The sequence below is a fragment of the Leptospira sanjuanensis genome (assembly GCF_022267375.1).
Taxonomy (GTDB): Bacteria; Spirochaetota; Leptospiria; order Leptospirales; family Leptospiraceae; genus Leptospira; species Leptospira sanjuanensis.
Window position 1 is genome coordinate 132,127 of the sequence record NZ_JAIZBH010000002.1, and the last position, 18,536, is coordinate 150,662.

General features: G+C 45.5%; 16 protein-coding genes. 8 read left to right on the forward strand and 8 right to left on the reverse strand.

Going from position 1 to position 18,536, the window contains the following annotated elements:
• The first annotated feature begins 43 nt into the window (after positions 1 to 43).
• The gene (locus LFX17_RS18605) at positions 44 to 256 is read left to right on the forward strand and encodes a hypothetical protein (RefSeq protein ID WP_238731702.1); all 213 of its coding nucleotides are present in this window, start codon (positions 44 to 46) and stop codon (positions 254 to 256) included.
• On the opposite strand, the gene LFX17_RS18610 is transcribed toward LFX17_RS18605, so the two are convergent.
• Positions 227 to 1,087: an HAD family hydrolase gene (locus tag LFX17_RS18610; protein ID WP_238731703.1), complete on the reverse strand. Its 861-nt coding sequence runs from the start codon at positions 1,085 to 1,087 to the stop codon at positions 227 to 229. The genes LFX17_RS18605 and LFX17_RS18610 overlap by 30 nt on opposite strands.
• Positions 1,088 to 1,415: 328 nt before the next feature.
• Here LFX17_RS18610 and LFX17_RS18615 point away from each other — a divergent pair, with 328 nt between their 5' ends.
• On the forward strand, positions 1,416 to 2,240 hold the full coding sequence (locus LFX17_RS18615; protein ID WP_238748756.1) for a 1,4-dihydroxy-6-naphthoate synthase: 825 nt from the start codon (positions 1,416 to 1,418) through the stop codon (positions 2,238 to 2,240).
• A 224-nt stretch (positions 2,241 to 2,464) separates the two neighbouring features.
• Here the strand turns inward: LFX17_RS18615 and metF are convergent, their stop codons facing one another.
• From metF to LFX17_RS18640, 5 genes are all read right to left on the reverse strand, one after another.
• On the reverse strand, positions 2,465 to 3,337 hold the full coding sequence (gene metF, locus LFX17_RS18620) for a methylenetetrahydrofolate reductase [NAD(P)H] (protein WP_238748178.1): 873 nt from the start codon (positions 3,335 to 3,337) through the stop codon (positions 2,465 to 2,467).
• A 10-nt stretch (positions 3,338 to 3,347) separates the two neighbouring features.
• A complete protein-coding gene (locus tag LFX17_RS18625; protein WP_238748179.1) occupies positions 3,348 to 5,861 on the reverse strand; it encodes a discoidin domain-containing protein in 2,514 nt (837 codons plus the stop codon).
• Between the two features lie 24 nt (positions 5,862 to 5,885).
• Positions 5,886 to 6,773, reverse strand: coding sequence for a helix-turn-helix domain-containing protein (locus LFX17_RS18630; protein ID WP_238731706.1), 888 nt, complete (start codon positions 6,771 to 6,773; stop codon positions 5,886 to 5,888).
• A 376-nt stretch (positions 6,774 to 7,149) separates the two neighbouring features.
• The gene (locus tag LFX17_RS18635; protein ID WP_238731707.1) at positions 7,150 to 8,001 is read right to left on the reverse strand and encodes a ParB/RepB/Spo0J family partition protein; all 852 of its coding nucleotides are present in this window, start codon (positions 7,999 to 8,001) and stop codon (positions 7,150 to 7,152) included.
• Positions 7,985 to 8,737, reverse strand: a complete 753-nt coding sequence (locus LFX17_RS18640) for a ParA family protein (protein ID WP_135570808.1) — start codon at positions 8,735 to 8,737, stop codon at positions 7,985 to 7,987. The genes LFX17_RS18635 and LFX17_RS18640 overlap by 17 nt, the downstream gene beginning before the upstream one ends.
• A gap of 246 nt (positions 8,738 to 8,983) precedes the next feature.
• On the opposite strand from LFX17_RS18640, the gene LFX17_RS18645 reads away from it, so the two are divergent.
• The 5 genes from LFX17_RS18645 (at position 8,984) to LFX17_RS18665 (ending at position 13,870) form a co-directional block, all read left to right on the forward strand.
• Positions 8,984 to 10,357: a helix-turn-helix domain-containing protein gene (locus tag LFX17_RS18645; protein WP_238731708.1), complete on the forward strand. Its 1,374-nt coding sequence runs from the start codon at positions 8,984 to 8,986 to the stop codon at positions 10,355 to 10,357.
• 1 nt (position 10,358) lies between these two features.
• A complete protein-coding gene (locus LFX17_RS18650) occupies positions 10,359 to 11,372 on the forward strand; it encodes a hypothetical protein (RefSeq protein WP_238732065.1) in 1,014 nt (337 codons plus the stop codon).
• A 700-nt stretch (positions 11,373 to 12,072) separates the two neighbouring features.
• The gene (locus LFX17_RS18655) at positions 12,073 to 12,543 is read left to right on the forward strand and encodes a hypothetical protein (protein ID WP_238731709.1); all 471 of its coding nucleotides are present in this window, start codon (positions 12,073 to 12,075) and stop codon (positions 12,541 to 12,543) included.
• Positions 12,544 to 12,595: 52 nt separating this feature from the next.
• Entirely contained in the window at positions 12,596 to 12,976 is a 381-nt protein-coding gene (locus LFX17_RS18660; RefSeq protein ID WP_238731710.1) for a phosphatidylinositol phospholipase, read from the forward strand.
• 678 nt (positions 12,977 to 13,654) lie between these two features.
• Entirely contained in the window at positions 13,655 to 13,870 is a 216-nt protein-coding gene (locus LFX17_RS18665; RefSeq protein ID WP_238748181.1) for a hypothetical protein, read from the forward strand.
• A gap of 55 nt (positions 13,871 to 13,925) precedes the next feature.
• Here LFX17_RS18665 and LFX17_RS18670 read toward each other — a convergent pair whose 3' ends face one another.
• Complete coding sequence (locus LFX17_RS18670; RefSeq protein WP_238748183.1) at positions 13,926 to 15,338, reverse strand: PP2C family protein-serine/threonine phosphatase; 1,413 nt, start codon at positions 15,336 to 15,338, stop codon at positions 13,926 to 13,928.
• A gap of 197 nt (positions 15,339 to 15,535) precedes the next feature.
• On the opposite strand from LFX17_RS18670, the gene LFX17_RS18675 reads away from it, so the two are divergent.
• Complete coding sequence (locus tag LFX17_RS18675) at positions 15,536 to 16,984, forward strand: MBOAT family O-acyltransferase (protein WP_238731714.1); 1,449 nt, start codon at positions 15,536 to 15,538, stop codon at positions 16,982 to 16,984.
• On the opposite strand, the gene LFX17_RS18680 is transcribed toward LFX17_RS18675, so the two are convergent.
• Positions 16,969 to 18,513 (reverse strand): hypothetical protein, encoded by a 1,545-nt coding sequence (locus tag LFX17_RS18680; protein WP_238748185.1) that lies wholly within the window; start codon positions 18,511 to 18,513, stop codon positions 16,969 to 16,971. The two genes, LFX17_RS18675 and LFX17_RS18680, sit on opposite strands and share 16 nt — an antisense overlap.
• Between the last annotated feature and the right edge of the window lie 23 nt (positions 18,514 to 18,536).

Consider the following 18,536-nt stretch of genomic DNA (forward strand, 5'->3'; position numbering starts at 1 on the left):
ACTTTCTGTTGACTTTATTGAGACTGATTTTCAATTTGGTAATATGCACCTGGAGATACAAACGCAGGATTGGATCGTCTACGGAATCGTCAGCCTAACGGCGATTCGATTATTCTTTCCTTTGATCTCCCTGATCCGCGAATTTACGGATAAATCTTCTGGAAACAACGAAGAGGATTTCGGTTGTTACAACGGAGCGTGCAAAAGCTGCGGACCAGCGCCCGTTTCAAAAAAGAACGATCCCATTCTCCACTAAGGCGAGAGCGACTCCGTCTTCTTCGTTGCTGTATCGCGTAACGTGCCTCGCGGAATTTCTGATTTCGGGAATCGCATTTCTCATCGCAAAGCCCGCGCCGCTGTGAAGCAGCATCTCCAAGTCGTTTCTTTCATCCCCGAAAGAGATGACACCGCTTCCATCCAATCCCTTAAGAGATAAGAACCGGGAAATGCCCGACCATTTGGATACGGAGACGTTGATGATTTCCACACAATACGACACCCCGGGGATTTTGGTGAGAATACATCGAAGAGAAGAGGCTTCCGGTAACGCGGAAATTTTATGAACCAGAGAATCCAAATCTTCTTTGAGAAGAGACAAAAAACAAATCACCAATATTTTTTCAAGATCGGCGGACAAAAGATCTCCGATGGATCTTGTTCGCGAATGATCTCCGCCGGAATAGTTGTGATACATTCCGTCCGTGATCGGAACCTCGGTCAACATGTCGATGCCTTCCTCGAATCGATCCACATGAAGAATCGGAGGCGTATGAAATTCTTTTCCTAAATGAAGAATTTTATGTACGACGTCGAGTTCCAGATAACTTTCCGCAATCCGCTCGGCGTTCGGAGACTTACGCAGGATCTGCCCGTTGTTGGACACGACGTGAACTTCTCCCTTGAATTCTTTCGCAAAGGCGAACGTGGAATAAAATCTTCTGCCGGTTGCGATCACGAGATTTTTTCCCTGATCGATCGCCTTTTGCAAAACGGAATGGGTGAGGGGAGAAATTCTGCTTTTGGAGTTGAGAAGAGTTCCGTCCAAATCGACGGCGATCGTGTGAATTTGTGTCGGGTCAAAGGACATGATTCTTTCAGTAAATCAGGGCGATCGCTTTCGTGAATGATTTTTTGAGGATTTGTCGGAGGTACGACATTTTTTTGTGAAACGGGCGCCCTGGCCCCACCCTGAAATTGGGCGGTGGTGGAGAGGAGGCGGGAGTGCTCGGGCCAATTTTCCTTTATCAGAAAATCCCGCATTTCACAATCGAAAATCAAAGATGCTGTCGGAACATTTTCGGTTTTCAGATAAAGAATCTCATCAAAGTTCCGACAACATCTGCAAATTAAAGTTGCAAGAAGAGACTTTCTTTTTTCGGCAAAATTCGAAACAATGGAATCTAAGTAGAAACATGATGGAACTCAGCTTAGCTTATTCTCCCTGTCCTAACGATACGTTTTTATTTTATCATCTTGCGCACGGAAAGGCTACGGATCAATTCCGAGTCCGTGAAGAACTGCACGACGTCGAAGAACTCAATCGTGCCGCGTTTGCCGGAAAATACCAAGCAACGAAACTTTCCTTTGCCGCATATTTTTCCGTTATGGATCGATATTCGATTTTGGATTCAGGCTCGGCGCTTGGGAGAAATTGCGGACCGCTTCTTGTTTATAAAAAAGGGAAGAATCCCGGAAACGCAAAAGGAAAAAAAATCCTGATTCCGGGTGAACTAACCACCGCGAACTTGCTTTTGAAACTTTTCTTAAAGAACGACTTTCAACCAACCGCGGTTCGGTACGACAAAATCATCCCGCTTCTTCTTGCAGAAGAAGCCGACTTCGGCGTTCTCATTCACGAAGAAAGATTCACTTACGAAAAACAAGGATTGGTCAAACTTCAGGACCTCGGAGAATGGTGGGAAGAAACGACGGGCAAACACATTCCGTTAGGCGCGATCGCCTTTCGCCGAGATTTGGGCGCTCCGTTAAAGGAGAATTTCGATTCTTCCCTGAAACACAGTTTGGACCTTGCCTACAAAAATCGAGAAGAGACTTATGAATACATCCTCAAACATTCTCAAGATACGACTCGAGAAGTAGTGGATGCGCATATCGGATTGTATGTGAACGAATTTACGCGTTCCCTCGGAACCGATGGAAGAGAAGCGATTCTTACCCTGTATCGAAAGGGAGTGGATGCGGGTTTTCTGCCTGCGGGGAAAGAAAAAGATCTCTTTTAAAGTAAAATCGCGAATGCGCAAAAATAAAAAACAATATCAATCGTTTTTTCAGAGGGGAACCGTAGGAGCTCCCACACTTTCCTCACAAGAAAACGGTTTACAAAAAAAGAATCTTCTGATATAGAAAAATCCTCCGAAATTCCCCACCAAACGCCCGCCTCCTCCACCCTAAGAGGGTGGGGCGCTGCTCTGTTTCACGAAAAGATCCTGTCGTAGCTCTTACCTTATCCCTTCAATTCCCGCACAATGTCGTAACTCGCATGCGATTGATTGAGCGTATAAAGATGAATCCCGGGCGCTCCCATCGCGAGCAGTTCGCGACACTGTTTCACCGTAAAATTCAAACTTCTCCGATAAAATTCCTCGGGGCGATGCTCGACTTCCTGCAAATCCTCGATCAAAGAAGAAGGAAACTCGCATGCCGCCAAGGAACGAAACCGTTCAATCTGAGAAAACGAAGTGATCGGCATAATTCCCGGAATCACAGGAATCGTAATTCCGACCTTTCTCACGAGATTTAAAAAATTCTCAAAGATGGAATTTACAAAGAAAAGCTGAGAAACCAAAAAATCCGTCCCCGCTTCCACTTTTAACTTTAGATGGCGAACGTCTTCTTCCAACGTTTTTGCATTCGGATGTTTTTCGGGATAACACCCGCCGCCGATACAAAAGTCCATCTTCTCGGAACGGATAAACGAAATAAGCTCCGTCGCGTTTGCAAATCCGCCCTCGGTTTTTTTGAATTCGCCTTCGCCCTTAGGAGGATCTCCGCGTAACGCCATCAGATTGACGATTCCCGCCGAACGAATTCCTTTCAACATTTCCCGAATCTGATCTCGATTTGCACCGACACAGGTAAAATGGGAAACCGTCGGAACGGAATAATTCTTAGAAATCTCGGACAAAATTTGCACGGTTTTATCCCTCGTCGAACCTCCTGCGCCGTATGTCACCGTTACAAAGTCGGGATTCAAACGAGACAGTTCCTTTACCGTCTCCATCAATTTCACATCTCCTTCCGGAGTTTTCGGAGGGAAGAATTCAAACGAATACACCGACCCTTTGGCAGAGCCGTAAATTTCAGATATTTTTTTCATAAATTCCCGTTTATTGAAAGCAAAGAAGAATCTGGATCTGACCTTTTCCGGATCGAAGAGGACTCAAAGCCTTGCCAAACAAAGAACCCGGCCGAAGAGATTCCGCCGAAATTCGAACAGCGTGTCCGCCCGTCAAACCGGTCACGAGCAAACTTCCGGGTTGAATCGGATATGCGGACGCATCCGCATTCACCAGAACGACACCCGAAACCGCAACCAGCCAATGAGTTCCGTCCGCAGGAGCTTCGTTTCCGAAGAGTAGGGCCGCCGATTTCACGGCAACGCCGATCGCATGCGTTGCGTTAGCCGTCTTTGCCTTTTGCAATCTTCCGTCTTCCCCCATAACCAAAATGTCGCCTTCGGAAATCACGTCCGAAGGATTTACGGGAAAGAATCTTGCGATGCAGTCGGAATTCTTTCCCGTCGAAATCCGAACAGTACCGGAAAATTCGGATTCTCCTTCCGCAAGTATCGCCTTGCCCGATCCCGTTTCTCCCAAAGAAGCGATTCCTTTTCCGGTCGCATAAAGCGCGATTCCGGATCTCGAATGGAACATTCCGCCAAACCCTCGTTTGGCGAGACCGACAACTCCGGCTGCGTCCTTTTCGCCCGAAGAAGAATCTCCACGAACTCCGTATTGTTCTCCGTAGCCGATTAAGCCGGTGTTCCGACCCGCGCCGACAATTCCGGCTCCTTTCTCGCTTTCATTCTTCCCATAAATGGGCGCATGATTTTCCGGCGGGGGAGAAATGTTCGTATAAGAAGCTTCGGTATTTCCTTTTACTTTTAAGAATCCCGTATGAGAACTAAAGTCGTGATCCAGCGGTGCGTAATCGTGTGCATGCGGTTTCGGATCTCTTTTGTCGGATAATCTCGGGTCGTCGGCGGAAACCACTTTGCCCGGCGCATTGCTGCCCAATGTCGCAATTTCCACGATTCCGGGATAAGAAGTCGTGGCATTGCGAAGTCGCTTATCATTTCCTTGAACGACAAGACCTTCTTTCGATTCACCCGACTGTGCTAGCTGAACGATTCCATACGATTCCGCGGTGGCGATTTTTAGGCGTTTGTCATTTCCCTGCACCGCCGCCTCCGCCGAGTCTTCTCCGCTTTTCGCAAACCGAACAATCCCGGGAAATTCCGTGTTCGCTTTTCGAATTCTCGGATCATCGGCAGTAACCGCTTTTCCCGGTTCCGAAGCGCCCGGTTCGGAAAGAATCGCCAATCCGTATTTTTTCGTGGTGGCGATTTTCAGTCGATCGTCGTTTCCTTGAACGACAACACCTTCTTTTGTTTCACCGTTCTCCGCGAGTTCGACAATCCCGAGACTGGAAACGGTTGCTGCCTTCAAACGGTCGTCACTTCCTTGAACAACTCTTTCCGCCCGATTTTCGCCATTCGACGCCAGACGAACCAAACCGTGCGCGAGTTCCGTGGAATGTTTTAAACGTTTGTCGTTTCCTTGAACGACTACGCCTTCCTTATCTTCTCCGTCTCCCGCAAGTTCGACGATCCCCTTGTATTCGGTAGAAGCGTCTCTCAATCTTCTATCGTTGGACTGAACCGCAACTCCCTCCGAATTTTCCCCGTCCACTGCCAAACGCACCAACCCCGACCGCAACACGGTCGCGTAAGGAAGAGGTTCGGCCGTCGGTTTATTCGTGAGATCGCTCAAATGCGGCGTCGCATACAATTCCAATTCTACGATTTTTGTCTGATAAATTTCTTGGCCTTTCTTTTCTTTCTGGCGCGCGACGAGCTTCAGATAACGCACGTTCGTCGGCAAAAATCTCCACTGATACCAAACCCCCGGCTCGGATAAGAATTGATTCTCCTCAAGCAACTGGTTCCAAGAAAGATCGTCTTCGCTATAATAAACGGTAAATCTTTCGGGAAAAAAAGTCGGGTTTAATTTCGGAGTCAGAAGTCGCAGCTCATTCACGCGACTGATCGATCCTAAATCCACAAGAAAGAATTCCTCCGACGGCTTGGAAGATTCTTTTGATGACCATCCGTAGTCGGGCCGCTCGTCGATGAGATTTTCTTTTACCCAGAATCGATCCTGTTCCGTGCTGACTCCGATTTTGACGATGCCCGAAATTCCTACTTCTAACTGACCAAGAGCGATCTTATATTTTCCCGAGGCGTCTTTCTCGCTCACCTGGCAGATCAGCTTTAAAAACTTAGCTTGAACCAGAGAAAAATTCCAAAGCCCGGTCTTCTGATTCAAACGCCTAAATCCGGTCTCTTGCAAAATCGGCTCCCATACAACCCCGTCCATCGAGATTTCGAAACGGAATGTGTCGGGAAAAAATGCTACCTCTTGCGGATTCGAATGAAGACGGATTTGATTGAGACTGGAAACTCCGTCAAAGTGCAAGGTGAGGGCGGAAATTCCGGGAGAATCCTTCGCTTCCGAATAACGGAGTAATTTTCCTTCTTTTAAATCGCTGGTTCCCGATGATTTGATTTCACGGATTTTGATCAGACCGGGGTGACTGATTCGAATTGATTCAGAATTCATTCAAGATTTGTCCTGGTTCTCTTTTTAATATTTCGAGGATGTAGTTCGATTTTCTTCGGTTTTCGCGGAAAATATAACCAATATCGGGGGACGGATTTCCTCTGTGAAGTACTTTGCTATGATCATTCGCAACGACTCCGGCACACCGTCCAACACACAGAGCGTTCTTCCATCCGGCTCGACTCGAATTCGTTCTAAAATTTCTATGCTCGATCGGGTGAGTCTTTCCCGCGACCAATGAAGGAATCCATTCCAAGTTGCGTCCTGTTTCGGCGTTTCGGATTCCTGATTAAATTCCGGCATTGTCCCCGAGTGAGTCCGCATTAAGTTCTTACAGATCCCTTGAACATACTTTAAATTCGTTTCCATTCCTCGAGCTTTTGCAATTCCGAGCGCTTCCGCTAAAGTAGAAGCCCCGTATTTTTCTTCCAAAGAATCCAAATCTAAATGTACTTTTTTCCTTTCTGGTTCCTGATTTTGATTGTTGGTTATGGTTATATTGATATGGTTTGGGGCTCCTTCTGCCGACCCCTGAGGTCGCCGTCCCGACACCTCCGGAGATCCCGATTCGCCACCCCCGGGGTGCCCGAAAATATACCCCTGCGGTGGAATTTTGGAACCGGGGTAGTTGAAGCAAAAATAATAACGCGAACTTGTATGTCCTGTACCCGGAGTCACTTGAAGCAACCCCGCTTGAATCAGATCTCTCTTTCCTTGGATGATGGACTTTTTTGTTTTAAAGCCGGTCAGTTTGAGCAAAATTTCCGTACTGGGCCAGACGGGTTTGAAATGCTGATCACTAAATTTAAGCAGCACCAAATAGAGTGTTTTTGCGGCCGAAGAAAGGCTCGCCCAGACGCCAGATTCGATGATATCTGCGAAAAATTTGATGTATGGATAATGTTCGCCCATCTTTCTTTTCGGGTCCCTCCGCTTCGGAAGTACATTAATTTTAAGCAAAAATTCCGAAGAAGGTTGACATTATCCGACATAATGATACTTATGTCTCATCCAACAACATTCCTTCGGGAAAATCCGGCCCCTGGTTCTCCAGGGGAATTTTTTTATCCGGATCCAGAAAATACGCCTTCGGCCCGAATCCTTCCGGATTTGAGCTTCGTACTATATTTCCGTTTACTATATTATGTCACATTAAACATTCGAGGTGGAGCTTTGTCAATCCCATTGAATGTTTTTTCCGGGGTTTTGAAAATTTCTTTTGCTAAGTACCTGTATGTACCTTTTTAATGTCGCTTAATAATTTTGTTAAGCGACATTCTGTCCGCAATTATGCTGATTCGAATTTTTTGCGGATTTCTTTTTTGATCAGTTTTAAAATTTCTCCAAGCAACTCTTCGTTTTCGGAACTGATCTGAATCAAACCTTGTTTTTTTGTTATCTTGTATTCGACTGTTTTTGATCCGGAGGAAGAAGTCTTCGGGCCTGCGTTGTTTAAGGCCTTGGGAGAGAAGAGGTTGTCTTCCTCGCGATTGAACGACTTCGCGTCCTTGACCGTTTTGAGCGCCCCGGTTTGGAATAAATTTAAGAATTCCGAAAATGTTCCTTTGCGGGACGCGGAAACTGCCTGGATCAATAGATTCTTACTTTCGATTCCGGCTTCTTTGCAGAATCTCAATTCGTCCTTGCTTAAGTCTGAAATTCCGAGGAGTTCCGTCATGTAACTTCTGCTTTTTCCAAACAGCGTTCCCAGTTCTTGATCCGTGTATTTGAAGCTTGTCTTCAAATGAGACATGGCCTCGACTTCTTCGTAAGGAGATAGGTTTTCTCTTTGGAGGTTTTCGATGATAGCGAGCCGAAAGGTTTCTTTTTCATCCCGGTCTAAAATTTTACATTCTACTTCGATCCAGCCGAGTTGTTTGGCCGCGTGGTATCTTCTTTCTCCCGCAACGATTCTGTAATTTTCGTCTTCCGGATTCTGTTTTGTTACAATGATGGGCTGCAAAAGTCCGTCTTTTTCCAAGCTTCTCGCAAGATCTTCCACGCCTTTTTTTCGATCCTGGCGGGGTTGATTTTCCGATGGAAGAATTTTTTCGAGGCGGATTTTTTTGACGGTTCCTTCCAGCTTTTCGGCTTGGAATACATCCGCAAGGGAGCCGAGTCGTTTACTTTTTGAGCTCATTCAAAAACTCCTCAATGAAGCCTTCGTATTCTTGGGCCTGCTTGCTCGTTTTGTTATACTCAAATACCGATTTTTTTGCAAGATGAGATTCTCCCACGGCCACTCCGTCGGAAATGCTCGTTTCAAAAATACGGAAATATTTTGTAAGAACGGGGACAATCGTTTTGGTCAAAAGAGTTTGCGGTTTGAGTTGTGTTACGAGCGCGCCTAAGATTTCAAGTCCGGGATTGATTCTTTTTTTGATACTCGTGATCGTTTGCTGCAGCCCGACAATCCCATCCACGGAAAATTTTTCCGCCTGCAAAGGAATCACAACATAGTTTGATCCAACCAGCGCATTGATCGTAAAAATCGACAAACTAGGAGGGCAGTCGATGATGCAAAATTCGATTCCGTCCACACTTTGGAGAGCGTCTCGCAAAATATAGGGAGCGTCAACAGAAGTTCCGGAAAGGGTTTCCACTTCGGCAAGATTTGTCTTCGAAGGCGCCAGATACAAATTGGGTTGTTTGGTTTCGATCATGATTTCCTTGATCGTCATTTTCGAGTTAAAAACCCCGTGCATCGATTTTTCCAGAGTTTCCGGATTCGTAAAAATGCCGGTTGAATTTGCCTGAGGATCGATGTCGACAAGCAGGGTTTTTTTTCCTCTTCTCGCGAGCCCCATGGACAGATTGAGAGAAGTAGTCGTTTTTCCTTCTCCGCCTTTCTGGTTTGCTATAGATACAACTATCATGATTCTACCTTATACTCTATTGTCGGATATCCGACATTGAATCCTTATCGAGACCGGGTTTGGATTGGAGGAATTTTTCTTGTACGAAATGCGCGTCGTCGTTTCGAGTTCGGTCTCGTTTCCAGATGGGCCGAAGGTTTTCTATCTTCAATCATTTATCCGAAATTAGATCTTTTTTGAGTAAAAAATCTTTTTCAGAATCGATTTTGTCGGACGTCCGACATTCTCCTGTACTTGGTTGACAGGATGCTTAATTTTAAACATCTTCCCTTTGTGCATCCGTCCTATTTCAATCCATTCTTTGCGGAGAATTCTTCCTTGGAAACCATGAGGAAAGAGTTCGCAAACGCCTTTGAAGAATGGATTCGGATTTCCGGCGCGGCTTGCGGAGTTCTTACGTTGAGTTCCGACCACGGTCAAAGTCTGGAAGAAGTGGCGAGCGTCGGTTATGACGAAGACGGATTTTTCTATTCTTTCTTGTCCCGGTCTACCGGGAACTTGGATCGACTCAATCGCGGTTCCGACTTTATTCCGGTCTGGTTTGGGGCGACCGAAAATGATATGTTTCATCCAAATTCCGCCGGGTGTTTGGTTGCCGGGATTCGGGGAAATTCTTTCCTGGAAGGATTTTTTCTCGCCGAGTTTTTGGAAAAACCTGGAGATTCCGTTCTTTTACTTTGGGCCTTGGCGGCCCAAAAAATCTCGGCAAATGCGGAGGTGAAAACCTCCGTTTTGAAAGCACATTCTTCTTCTCATTCTCGTGCTGATTCTTTGAAAAAGGAAGGGGTCGCGGATTGGCTCGCGGAAATTTCCGGATGCGATTCTCCTCCCGATTGGCTCGAAAGAAAAAATTCCTGGGCTCGAATTTTGGGTCCTGCGGGCTCCGGAAAAAAGACGCTCGGAAAATGGCTGCATCGAAATTTGAACCCGGAAAAGGGAATTCTGGTTTTGGGATTTTTGCCCGAGCAAATTTCCAAGCTGGAAAAGTCTTTGGACGAGTGGATTCGAATGACCGATTCCGGAACGATTCTGATCGAGGGTGCGGAAAAATTCACCTCGATCCAACAAAAATTCTTCTTTCAACTTTTGTCCACGGCGTCGGGAAAATTTCGTCTTATTTTTACCGAAACCGCAGGCGTCGAGCCCAATGAAATCTTTCGTCCGTTTCGGGAGTTTTTACTCCAAAGGACGATCGAAATTCCGAGTCTGGACAAACTGGATTCTTCCCAAAAACGAATCGCGATCCGGTTGATTTTGGAGGAATTGAAAGAATCTTCCGGCCGCGAAGACCTTCGTCTTTCGGAGGAAAATCTTCAAAAGATCGCAAAAATGGGGTTCGAGAAAAATCTTTCCGGCTTGCGCAATCTTTTAGAAGAATCTATTTTGAGTTCCTCCGGTTCCGAAATTGAAATTCAGGACCGAACGGAAATTCGGGATCGAATTCTGACAATTCCCGATTCCGAAGACCTCGATCTACGCAGAGCGGTCGAGGCCGTGGAACGACAGAAGATTCTTCTGGCCCAAAAATTATTCGGCGGAAATCAAATTCGAATGGCGCGGGCCCTCGGAATTTCGAGGGGATCTTTGCAATACAAACTCAAACAATTGGAGATTGGCTAAAGTGGATCTCGATTCTCTCTATGAAGAACGAAAAACGCCGGGTGGATTTTTAGTAAAAGTCCGCCTCGCAAAAATGACCTACGTGGTCTTTACCCAAAAAGGGCCGGAAGTGCCTCGGGGTGCGAAAAACAATTCCATCGTCGTCGCCGTTCCGCGGGTCGTTTTTTTAGGGGTAGAATTCAATCTCTCCCACTTTCGTTTGGGAGAACTGAGTTTCGTAAACGTAAAGCAGGGGAAGCTCGTGATCCCGTATCAGCATTCCAATTCCGGAAACGAGGTTCGAACTATTTTTCTCAATAGCGGAAGCGACTGCGACGTCCTTCCGGTTGTCGTGTATCATTTTCAGAATAATGAGGATTTGATCCGTTCTCGGGAAGAAGGGGTGGAAATGCACCATCTCGTTCTGGATGAATCGTATCCGCGCCAGGATTTGATCACTCTGAAAATCCGTTTTCCTTCTCTCAACATGCTGATCGTTCGCAAAAAAGTCGCGGCTCATAAAGCCGTCGAAGCGGCGCCTTCCGAAACGAACAATAAAAAAGAATCCGGAATCGTAGACTTCAACAAAGTTCGCGCTGCGGATATTATGGATTCGGGAAATCTCAATATTCATTCCGGGAACCCGGTCTTTTTGGCTCGGATTCATTTGAGGAGAATGGATCTGGAAAAGGTAAAACAACTTCTACTCGATTTCCAATTAAAGCCGGAGGAAGTTTCTTTTATTCGAACTTTTTTTGCGGTAATGATTCGAAATGAATTTGAGAAGGACGATTTAAAGTTAGCTAAGCAAAAACTTTTGAATCTGGACGAAGGCTTTCGTCTTGCGGAGTTGATTTTAGAAATGAAAATTCCCGAGTTCGAAGTTGAGTTAGGGAAAAATTTTGGGCCTGAAATCGCGAGCATGTGTTACGCGCTTCTTGAAAAAGAACAAGACCGCGCCGAAGAAGAGGAAAAAGGAATTATTCTCTGGGAATGGAAGTTGAGAGTGAAGCGCCTTTTCCGCAAGACTGCTTAGGCCTGAATCTTAAAAAAACTCCGAAAAACACGAAAAAAAGCTTCCATTTTCTTGAAAAACGGGCAAATTATAGAAAATTGCTATGTTTTTTCGAGCAAAAACAAAATTTCTGGCACAAATCTTGCTTACTGGGCTGGTCGGGTTCGGGATGGTTGGATCCTTGTCCGCGTCCGAAAATCAGTCGGAAGCGAAGTCTGAAATTTTAACGCATCAAACGGAAGTGGACCGAGTTTTATTGCAACCGGTCGCAAGTGATTTTGATTTGGATCAGTTGGACTTTTCCATTTCAAACACAAGGCTCGTTGCTCAAAAAGAAATTTCTAAATCGACTTCAAAGCCGATTCTTGATTTTGGTTCCGGCAAAAACGGAATCGTCGCAAATTTGTCTGCCTCTGAATTTCACTTTTTAGCTTTCAGTTTGTATACCGGATGTCGCGCTATTGTTCAAAGTAATCCGTCTCAAAATTCTTTCAAAGATACTCGCAATTTTGTTTTTGCCACGAGCGATTTTTCTCATTCTCTTTTGCCTGAGAATTTTGTAAGTTCGTTGTCGGAACATTCTTCCGCACTTTCTTCGATTCCGATCTTTTCGGTCGGATGCCTCTCGAACGCTTCCGCATCAAAAGAATCAATCAGCTCCGAAGCTGCATTTTCTTCCCGTGATTCTTTCGATCGAGTTCGGACTTTTGTCGGTGAAAGGATGTCGCAAGTTGTTCTTTTAGGTCTAAACGCCGAAGATCGGAAAAATAGGGGACAATGGCAGGGTGGGCAGAGGGCACTGATTTCCGAGGATTGGGCTGAAATCCGGGAAATGTCGGAATTGCAAGATTTATCCGAAAGGTTCCGTGCCGTCCAAGAAAACGGCGACCCTTGGGTAATCGGGGGTAAGCTTCCACGGGAGCTAAAAACCAAGGTTGATCTACTGGGAATTTTTCCTTTGATTCGAATACAAACCCGACAACCTGCAAATGTCGGAATTCTTGGAGAAAGCGTTCCGGTTTCAGGATTCACTAAGGCGGCATTCATCCTCGAAAGTCAAAACCTGGTCGAAAATTCTCATCTTCAAAATAATGAAATTCTTTCCGGCGGGCTGTCGACTAACGGCGACAATCGGAAATCAAAACTTTCATTCCAAGTTCGCCCGAACTTCGACACAGAAATCCGCTCGTAGAGAAAATTCTTATTTTGTTTGTTTTTCAGCCTACGGCTGAAAATCTTTGTCCATGGCTTCCAAAGTGAAACGGTCTTCTTTTCAAAAATTGCTGAACGCAATGAAAAAGATGTCTCTTGAGGTAAACGATTACGAAATTTGCAGACGATTGGAAACGATCATGATGACGAGCAAAGAAGATTTAAGCCAAGTAGTTGTGAAGTCTCTTCTGGATAATCCCCTCGATTTTGATCCGAAAACGTTGCCGGAACCCTACGGGCAATACATCCGTCACTTCGTATATATGGTCAAAAGAAACAAAAAACAGGGGATTGATACGAACTTTGACGCACCGTCCGGCTCAAGAACATCCGACAAGCAAACATCTCTTCCTGTCGATCTGACAAAAGCACCCGCTAAAAAAACATCCTCCAAAAAAGCCCCAAAACGCTAAAAACCCCCTGTGCTGAGCACAGGGCATAAAATCAAAGTTGCAAATGTCCAAAAATGGGCAAATGCTGACATTTCCGCGACATCCTCCGCCAAATTCAGGAAACCAAGGCTGTCCTTTGGGCAAATAGGTAACTGCCTAAATTTAAACATGATCGGTCGGCGTCAAATAGGGGCGGTTCAGGTAGGATGCCTATAAAACCGAAATCAACAAAGTACAGGGAGACTGGGAATCTAAGATCTTTGGGATTATGTCACATATAGAAGTTTTAATGCTCAAAAATAGGCCAATGCTAAATGTCGTTGAGAGCCTTTGTTTACGGTTTCTGCGAAGAAGCGGCAGGGAAGGCCATTGGATCGGCGAATGGCTGCTTTGATCAAATAAGGGCACGTGAATCCTTTAAAAACGGGCCTAACTTCTGCAGGACGTTCTGCGATATGCCCGCAAAAGGAAAAGCCGTGCCGGAGTGACGGCAGATAGATCAAAGGACGAAGGCTCGAGCTGCGGAGCCGGAGTTCCTGTGGAAAGGGCTCCTTTGGGGGGATTATAGACAAAAACAGATCATAGCTTATCAAGAATCATGCAAATCTGTCATGTGTAGGAAAAATTCCTGCAGATGCAAAGGTGTCAGAAAAAGGAATTTACGAAAGCCCGGCATTTCCGACAATCTACGGAATATTTATGGCTGAAGTAATTAAACTCCGCGTGCGGTGCCACGCCTGTTCGTATATGATTGAAGGCTCCGCGAAATACGGAGCTGGGCATTATGTCCCGGAGGGTGTGGATTTCGAGTTCGTTGCTATTGGAAAAATAGAAACACCAAAAGGCCGAAGAGTAAAGGCTGAAATTTTAGCAGTTTGCCCAAATTGTGGAGTAAAGAATAAATGGACGGTTTGATTTCCGCAGTAATTGATTAAAAATAATCTATAAAAAAGAATCGAAATGAATCAGCTTACTTAAAATCGATTAAAATTAGGCATATGTCATCCTCCGCCTTGTTGGATCCTCTGAATTCGATCAGGCGCTGGTCGATGCTCTCGGGGGTAATTTCGGCAATGGCCGACGAAGCAGTGCCGCGCTGCGTGAGCCAGCGGTAGAGCTCCCGGTCGCCTAACATCTTTTGTTCTGCGTTGTGGGTTTCCGGGATTCCGTCGGTAAAAATCGCAATTCTATCTCCGGAACTAAGCCGAATCTCCCTTTCTTTATAGTCCATTTTAGGAAAGATGCCTAGGATCTTTCCTCCGGGAGAAAGAAAGCGGAGCTTAAAATTGGGTAATTGCTGATTAAAAATAATCCCTTTATTATGACCAGCATTAGCGTATTTAATTAGCTTTTTTTTGATATTTAGATAAATATAAATTCCTGTAATGAAGTTATCGTTCAGTTTACCATACACATCTTCATTGATTTTTCTTAAGAGTTTGCCGGGACGCTCCCAATATCCGGAATTTTTTTCAAAACTGGATTTGAGCGTATTGGAAAACAAAGCGGCTCCGATTCCATGGCCCGAAATGTCCGCAAGAAAAATTCCGTATTCGGTGCCGGAAATTCGGCGGATCGTGTAAAAGTCGCCTCCGACAGGAAGCACGGGCTTGTACAGAATTTGTATTTTTACGCTTTCTTCAGGACCGGGAAGATCCGCGCGTAATGATTTTTTCTGAATCTTCTCCGCTTGGCGAAATTCTTTTTCGAGGTCGAGCTTTTCTTTTAAAATATTCTCGTGCTCTAACTGCCGCATACTGAGCAGTTCTTTCAAACGTGTGGAAATGACTGCGTGCAGGTTTTGAATGAGGGAATCGGATTCTAAGCTTAAAATCTCCGTGGAAATCAAATATTTGAGACGGTTTTCCGATCCGATTTTTCGTAAAAGATGGAATTGAAAATTTTTCCGTAAAAGAACTTCGGCCTCGTAGATCTGCGCAAAGTTTAAACCGGAACCTTCGGGAGATAGAATTCTTTCGATGACTTGAGATGGGTTTTGATACGTAAAAGGACGTTCTTCTGCAAAGGAATACAGTTTCCAGCGATATAGTTGGAACGTATCTACCACCCTTTGAAGGTTGAATGTCCACGTTTTGGAAAGCCCCTGAAACCAGGATTCAAGCAATGAGATTCTGGAATAATCTCGTCCTGGATGGGGTCTGTGATAATTTCCGAGTTCTTTCAGAATTGCGAGAATTTCGCGATGAATCGGCGTTAGGTCCGGAAACGAGTCGTTTACGAATTTCGCTCCGGAGAGAATTTTTTGCAGAGAATACACCATGTCCTCTCGAAGAATCTGGAACAAGGTTTGCTTGAGTTCGTCTCGATCGATTTCCCGAGTTTCGTTTCCCTTTTTAGAACCGAGAAGCCGAAGCTTGGACAAAAACATTTCCACTTCGAAGGCCAGGTCCTCGGACAAGGAATCGGGGATTTCGGAGACGGCTTTCTGAATTGAGTTTAGAATTTCGTTCGATAAATCTTTCAGCTTCTTTTCTCCCTAAGATGTTCGCTGGAATTGAAAAACGGCTGGAGGATTTCCGTTTTGCCGAAATTCTGGATTCGTACGTCGCCTTGGTTTGAATGAATTTTACGACTCCACAATACTTTCTTTTTTTTGCAATCGTTTGGTGCGTTCGATGGGCTCTTGCCGCGTTCTTTCCGAAGAAGAATGTTTTCGTTTTGTATTTTCTGCTTTTGGTCAGTTATTTTTTCTATCTTTCCTGGGATTATCGCTTCGGGGTCTTGATTCTTTTTACTACCGTTCTGGATTACTCCGTGGGTCGGGGTTTGGATGCTCAGGAGAATCTTCGAAAGCGGAAAATTCTTCTCCTTCTTTCTTTAATCGGAAATCTTGCGGTCCTCGGATTTTTTAAATATTTCAATTTCTTTACGGATTCGTTTTTAAAGTTCTTTCATTCGTTTGGCTGGAACGTCGAGGCTCCGGCTTTGAAGGTGATTCTACCGGTTGGGATTTCGTTTTACACGTTTCAATCGTTGAGTTATTCGATCGACGTTTATAGAAAACAAATCCCGGCGGAAAAGAGTTTCGCGCATTATGCCCTATTCCTTTCCTTTTTTCCGCAGCTTGTGGCCGGTCCCATCGTTTCCGCGAGAATTCTTCTGCCCGCGCTTCGTTCCCTGTTTCGCTGGGAAAACGTTCCGATTCGAGAAGGAATTTGGCTGATTCTTTTGGGTTTCGTGAAGAAGGCCGTGATCGCCGATCGCATTTCCGTGATTTCGGACTTCGCTTATCAATTCCCGGAATCCGTCTCCACCGTTTTCGCTTGGATGGGCGTCGTTTCGTATGCGATCCAGATATATTGCGATTTTTCCGGTTATACGGACATCGCGATCGGTTCGGCGCTTCTTTTGGGAGTGCGTCTTCCTGAAAATTTCAAACTTCCGTATACGGCGGATAGTTTTTCCGACTTTTGGAGAAGATGGCATATCTCCCTGTCCGGTTGGCTCCGCGAATATCTTTACATTCCTCTCGGGGGAAATCGAATCAGCGGACTTGTGACCTATCGCAATCTTTTGATCACCATGATTCTAGGCGGCTTGTGGCACGGAGCGAGTTGGAATTTCGTGATCTGGGGATTTTTACACGGGCTTTGTTTGGCGTTGGAACGATGGTTTCGGGACCGGATCCGTTTTCCTTGGACGGAAGGTTTGTTCGTAGCTCGGATCGCGAAAATTCTATATCAGATTTTTGTAATTCTTTTGGTATGTTTGATTTGGATTTTTTTTCGATCGAAAACGTTTTCGGGATCGATGGATCTGTTTGTCGCTCTTTTTCGGTTTCGCGACGGAATTGAACCCACTTACACGATGCAGACTCAGTTCCTGACGATTTTTGGGCTGATGGTCGCGGCGGCCTGGATCGGTAGAAAAGAAGAATTCTCCGGTTCTTTTTCATCCTTTCGGGAGAATCTTCACTGGAGTCTTTTCGCTTTACTGAGCGCCCTCGGTTTTATCGTGGGCGTTGTCTTGACCGTGGAAACAAAACCCTTTCTCTATTTCGTTTTTTGAAACGGACGACGGAGCGCTTCCTGAATTCTGCGGGAATCTTCGTAGAGTAAGAACGCTTCGTTTTCGCAGGAAAATCGTTTGGACGGAACTCCGTAAACCTCCCGAATCCGCTCTTCTCCGAATCCTTTCGTAAACACCGCGACGGTTCCGGCGTAATTTTGCAAATATCGATCTTTGTTCGAAATCGTATGAGAACCTTCTAATGTTCCGTAGGCGACATGGATGGAGCGAATTTTCTTTTTTGAAAAAACGAAAATCCTTTTCGCAGCCCAAAAATCGCTCACGACCAGTGAAATCGGCGTTTTTTCGACGATTGTGTCGATACACGCGGTTTCCTGTGGTACCCTCAGGGAGAGCCGAATCGGTTGATTTTGACCGTTTTCGGTCGATTTGTGCCCGAGAAGCAAAAGCAAAAGGAATAAAAGAAAAATTCCGAGAGTAAGATAACGTTTCGGAAATCCGGCGACGAAACATAGAAAAAATGGTGCGAGGATCAAAGCCGGTGCCGCATAACGCAGGCTATATTCGTCGATGTATGATCCCGTTGCAACGGGCGCAAGGACGAGAACCGCAAAGAAAAAAAACAGAAACGCGGTTGATTTCGTTTTGCGAATTCTTGTTAAACCGGCAAGGAGGGCAAGCGCGAGAAGTAAGAGTAAGATCGCGGGCACCGGAACGTTCCCTTGCAAACCCGACGTGAACCAAAGTCGAGCTTCGGTAAAAAAACGGATTCCGTCTTTCGTTGCCTGCGCGACCGAAAGTTGCACTGGGATTCGTCCCGCCTTTTCGATGTATAAAAACGATTTTAGAATCGCATGCAGGATCAATCCGAAAACACCCGCGAGTAAAAGAAGTTTGGAACTTTCGGGAAAATACCGTTTCCATCCTTTGTCTTTTCGATTTACTGTGAACGAAAAAACAAAACCGGCTAAGATTCCCGAAACGATCAACTCGATAAAGAGAATCCGATCGGACGCTGTGGTAAGCGCGATCCAAAGAAACAAAAAGATCGCGTTTCGTTTTTCCATTCTTTGGTGAAGAAGAGGCCAAACATACAACACGATTAAGAACGCACTCGCATGGATCGACGGTAAGAAGAGAATGTATAAAGCCGGGAACAGGCCTGCGGCGAGCAACAAAAACGAAATCAAAAGTAACACCCAGGCTTTCACGCGCCGTTCTTCCTTTTGGGAGAGTTTTTTTCGGTTCCGTTCTTCCTGTGCGAAAATCCAAAAACGTTCCATAAGAACTGTGAACGTGATCGTCTGTAAGAATGCGAAACAAAGTAGAGCCTGATATGCGTTTTCAAAAAGCAAAAGGAGGATCGATACGATCGGGAAGTCCGGAAAAAAATACGGAGAGGGGGTGAACGACCAGGAAAGAAAATTTCCTCCGTCCCGAAACACATCCAGAGCAAGCGCGGGAAGATACAAAATATCCGAGTTCAGATAGATCCCTTCCGGGCTTCGCGTCAGGGAATAAAACAGGGAAAGAAAAAAGAGAATCAGGCTGAGAACATACTTCCACATTCTTCCCGAAAGGATTCCCGGAT

Excerpts from the sequence above, each read along its gene's own strand:
- LFX17_RS18625 (WP_238748179.1), bottom strand. The coding sequence starts at position 5,861 with ATGAATTCTGAATCAATTCGAATCAGTCACCCCGGTCTGATCAAAATC.
- LFX17_RS18605 (WP_238731702.1), top strand. The coding sequence starts at position 44 with ATGCACCTGGAGATACAAACGCAGGATTGGATCGTCTACGGAATCGTC.
- LFX17_RS18655 (WP_238731709.1), top strand. The coding sequence starts at position 12,073 with ATGTCGCAAGTTGTTCTTTTAGGTCTAAACGCCGAAGATCGGAAAAAT.
- LFX17_RS18610 (WP_238731703.1), bottom strand. The coding sequence starts at position 1,087 with ATGTCCTTTGACCCGACACAAATTCACACGATCGCCGTCGATTTGGAC.
- LFX17_RS18680 (WP_238748185.1), bottom strand. The coding sequence starts at position 18,513 with ATGTGGAAGTATGTTCTCAGCCTGATTCTCTTTTTTCTTTCCCTGTTT.
- LFX17_RS18645 (WP_238731708.1), top strand. The coding sequence starts at position 8,984 with ATGCTTAATTTTAAACATCTTCCCTTTGTGCATCCGTCCTATTTCAAT.
- LFX17_RS18635 (WP_238731707.1), bottom strand. The coding sequence starts at position 8,001 with ATGAGCTCAAAAAGTAAACGACTCGGCTCCCTTGCGGATGTATTCCAA.
- LFX17_RS18665 (WP_238748181.1), top strand. The coding sequence starts at position 13,655 with ATGGCTGAAGTAATTAAACTCCGCGTGCGGTGCCACGCCTGTTCGTAT.
- metF (WP_238748178.1), bottom strand. The coding sequence starts at position 3,337 with ATGAAAAAAATATCTGAAATTTACGGCTCTGCCAAAGGGTCGGTGTAT.
- LFX17_RS18675 (WP_238731714.1), top strand. The coding sequence starts at position 15,536 with ATGAATTTTACGACTCCACAATACTTTCTTTTTTTTGCAATCGTTTGG.
- LFX17_RS18630 (WP_238731706.1), bottom strand. The coding sequence starts at position 6,773 with ATGGGCGAACATTATCCATACATCAAATTTTTCGCAGATATCATCGAA.
- LFX17_RS18640 (WP_135570808.1), bottom strand. The coding sequence starts at position 8,737 with ATGATAGTTGTATCTATAGCAAACCAGAAAGGCGGAGAAGGAAAAACG.
- LFX17_RS18615 (WP_238748756.1), top strand. The coding sequence starts at position 1,416 with ATGGAACTCAGCTTAGCTTATTCTCCCTGTCCTAACGATACGTTTTTA.
- LFX17_RS18660 (WP_238731710.1), top strand. The coding sequence starts at position 12,596 with ATGGCTTCCAAAGTGAAACGGTCTTCTTTTCAAAAATTGCTGAACGCA.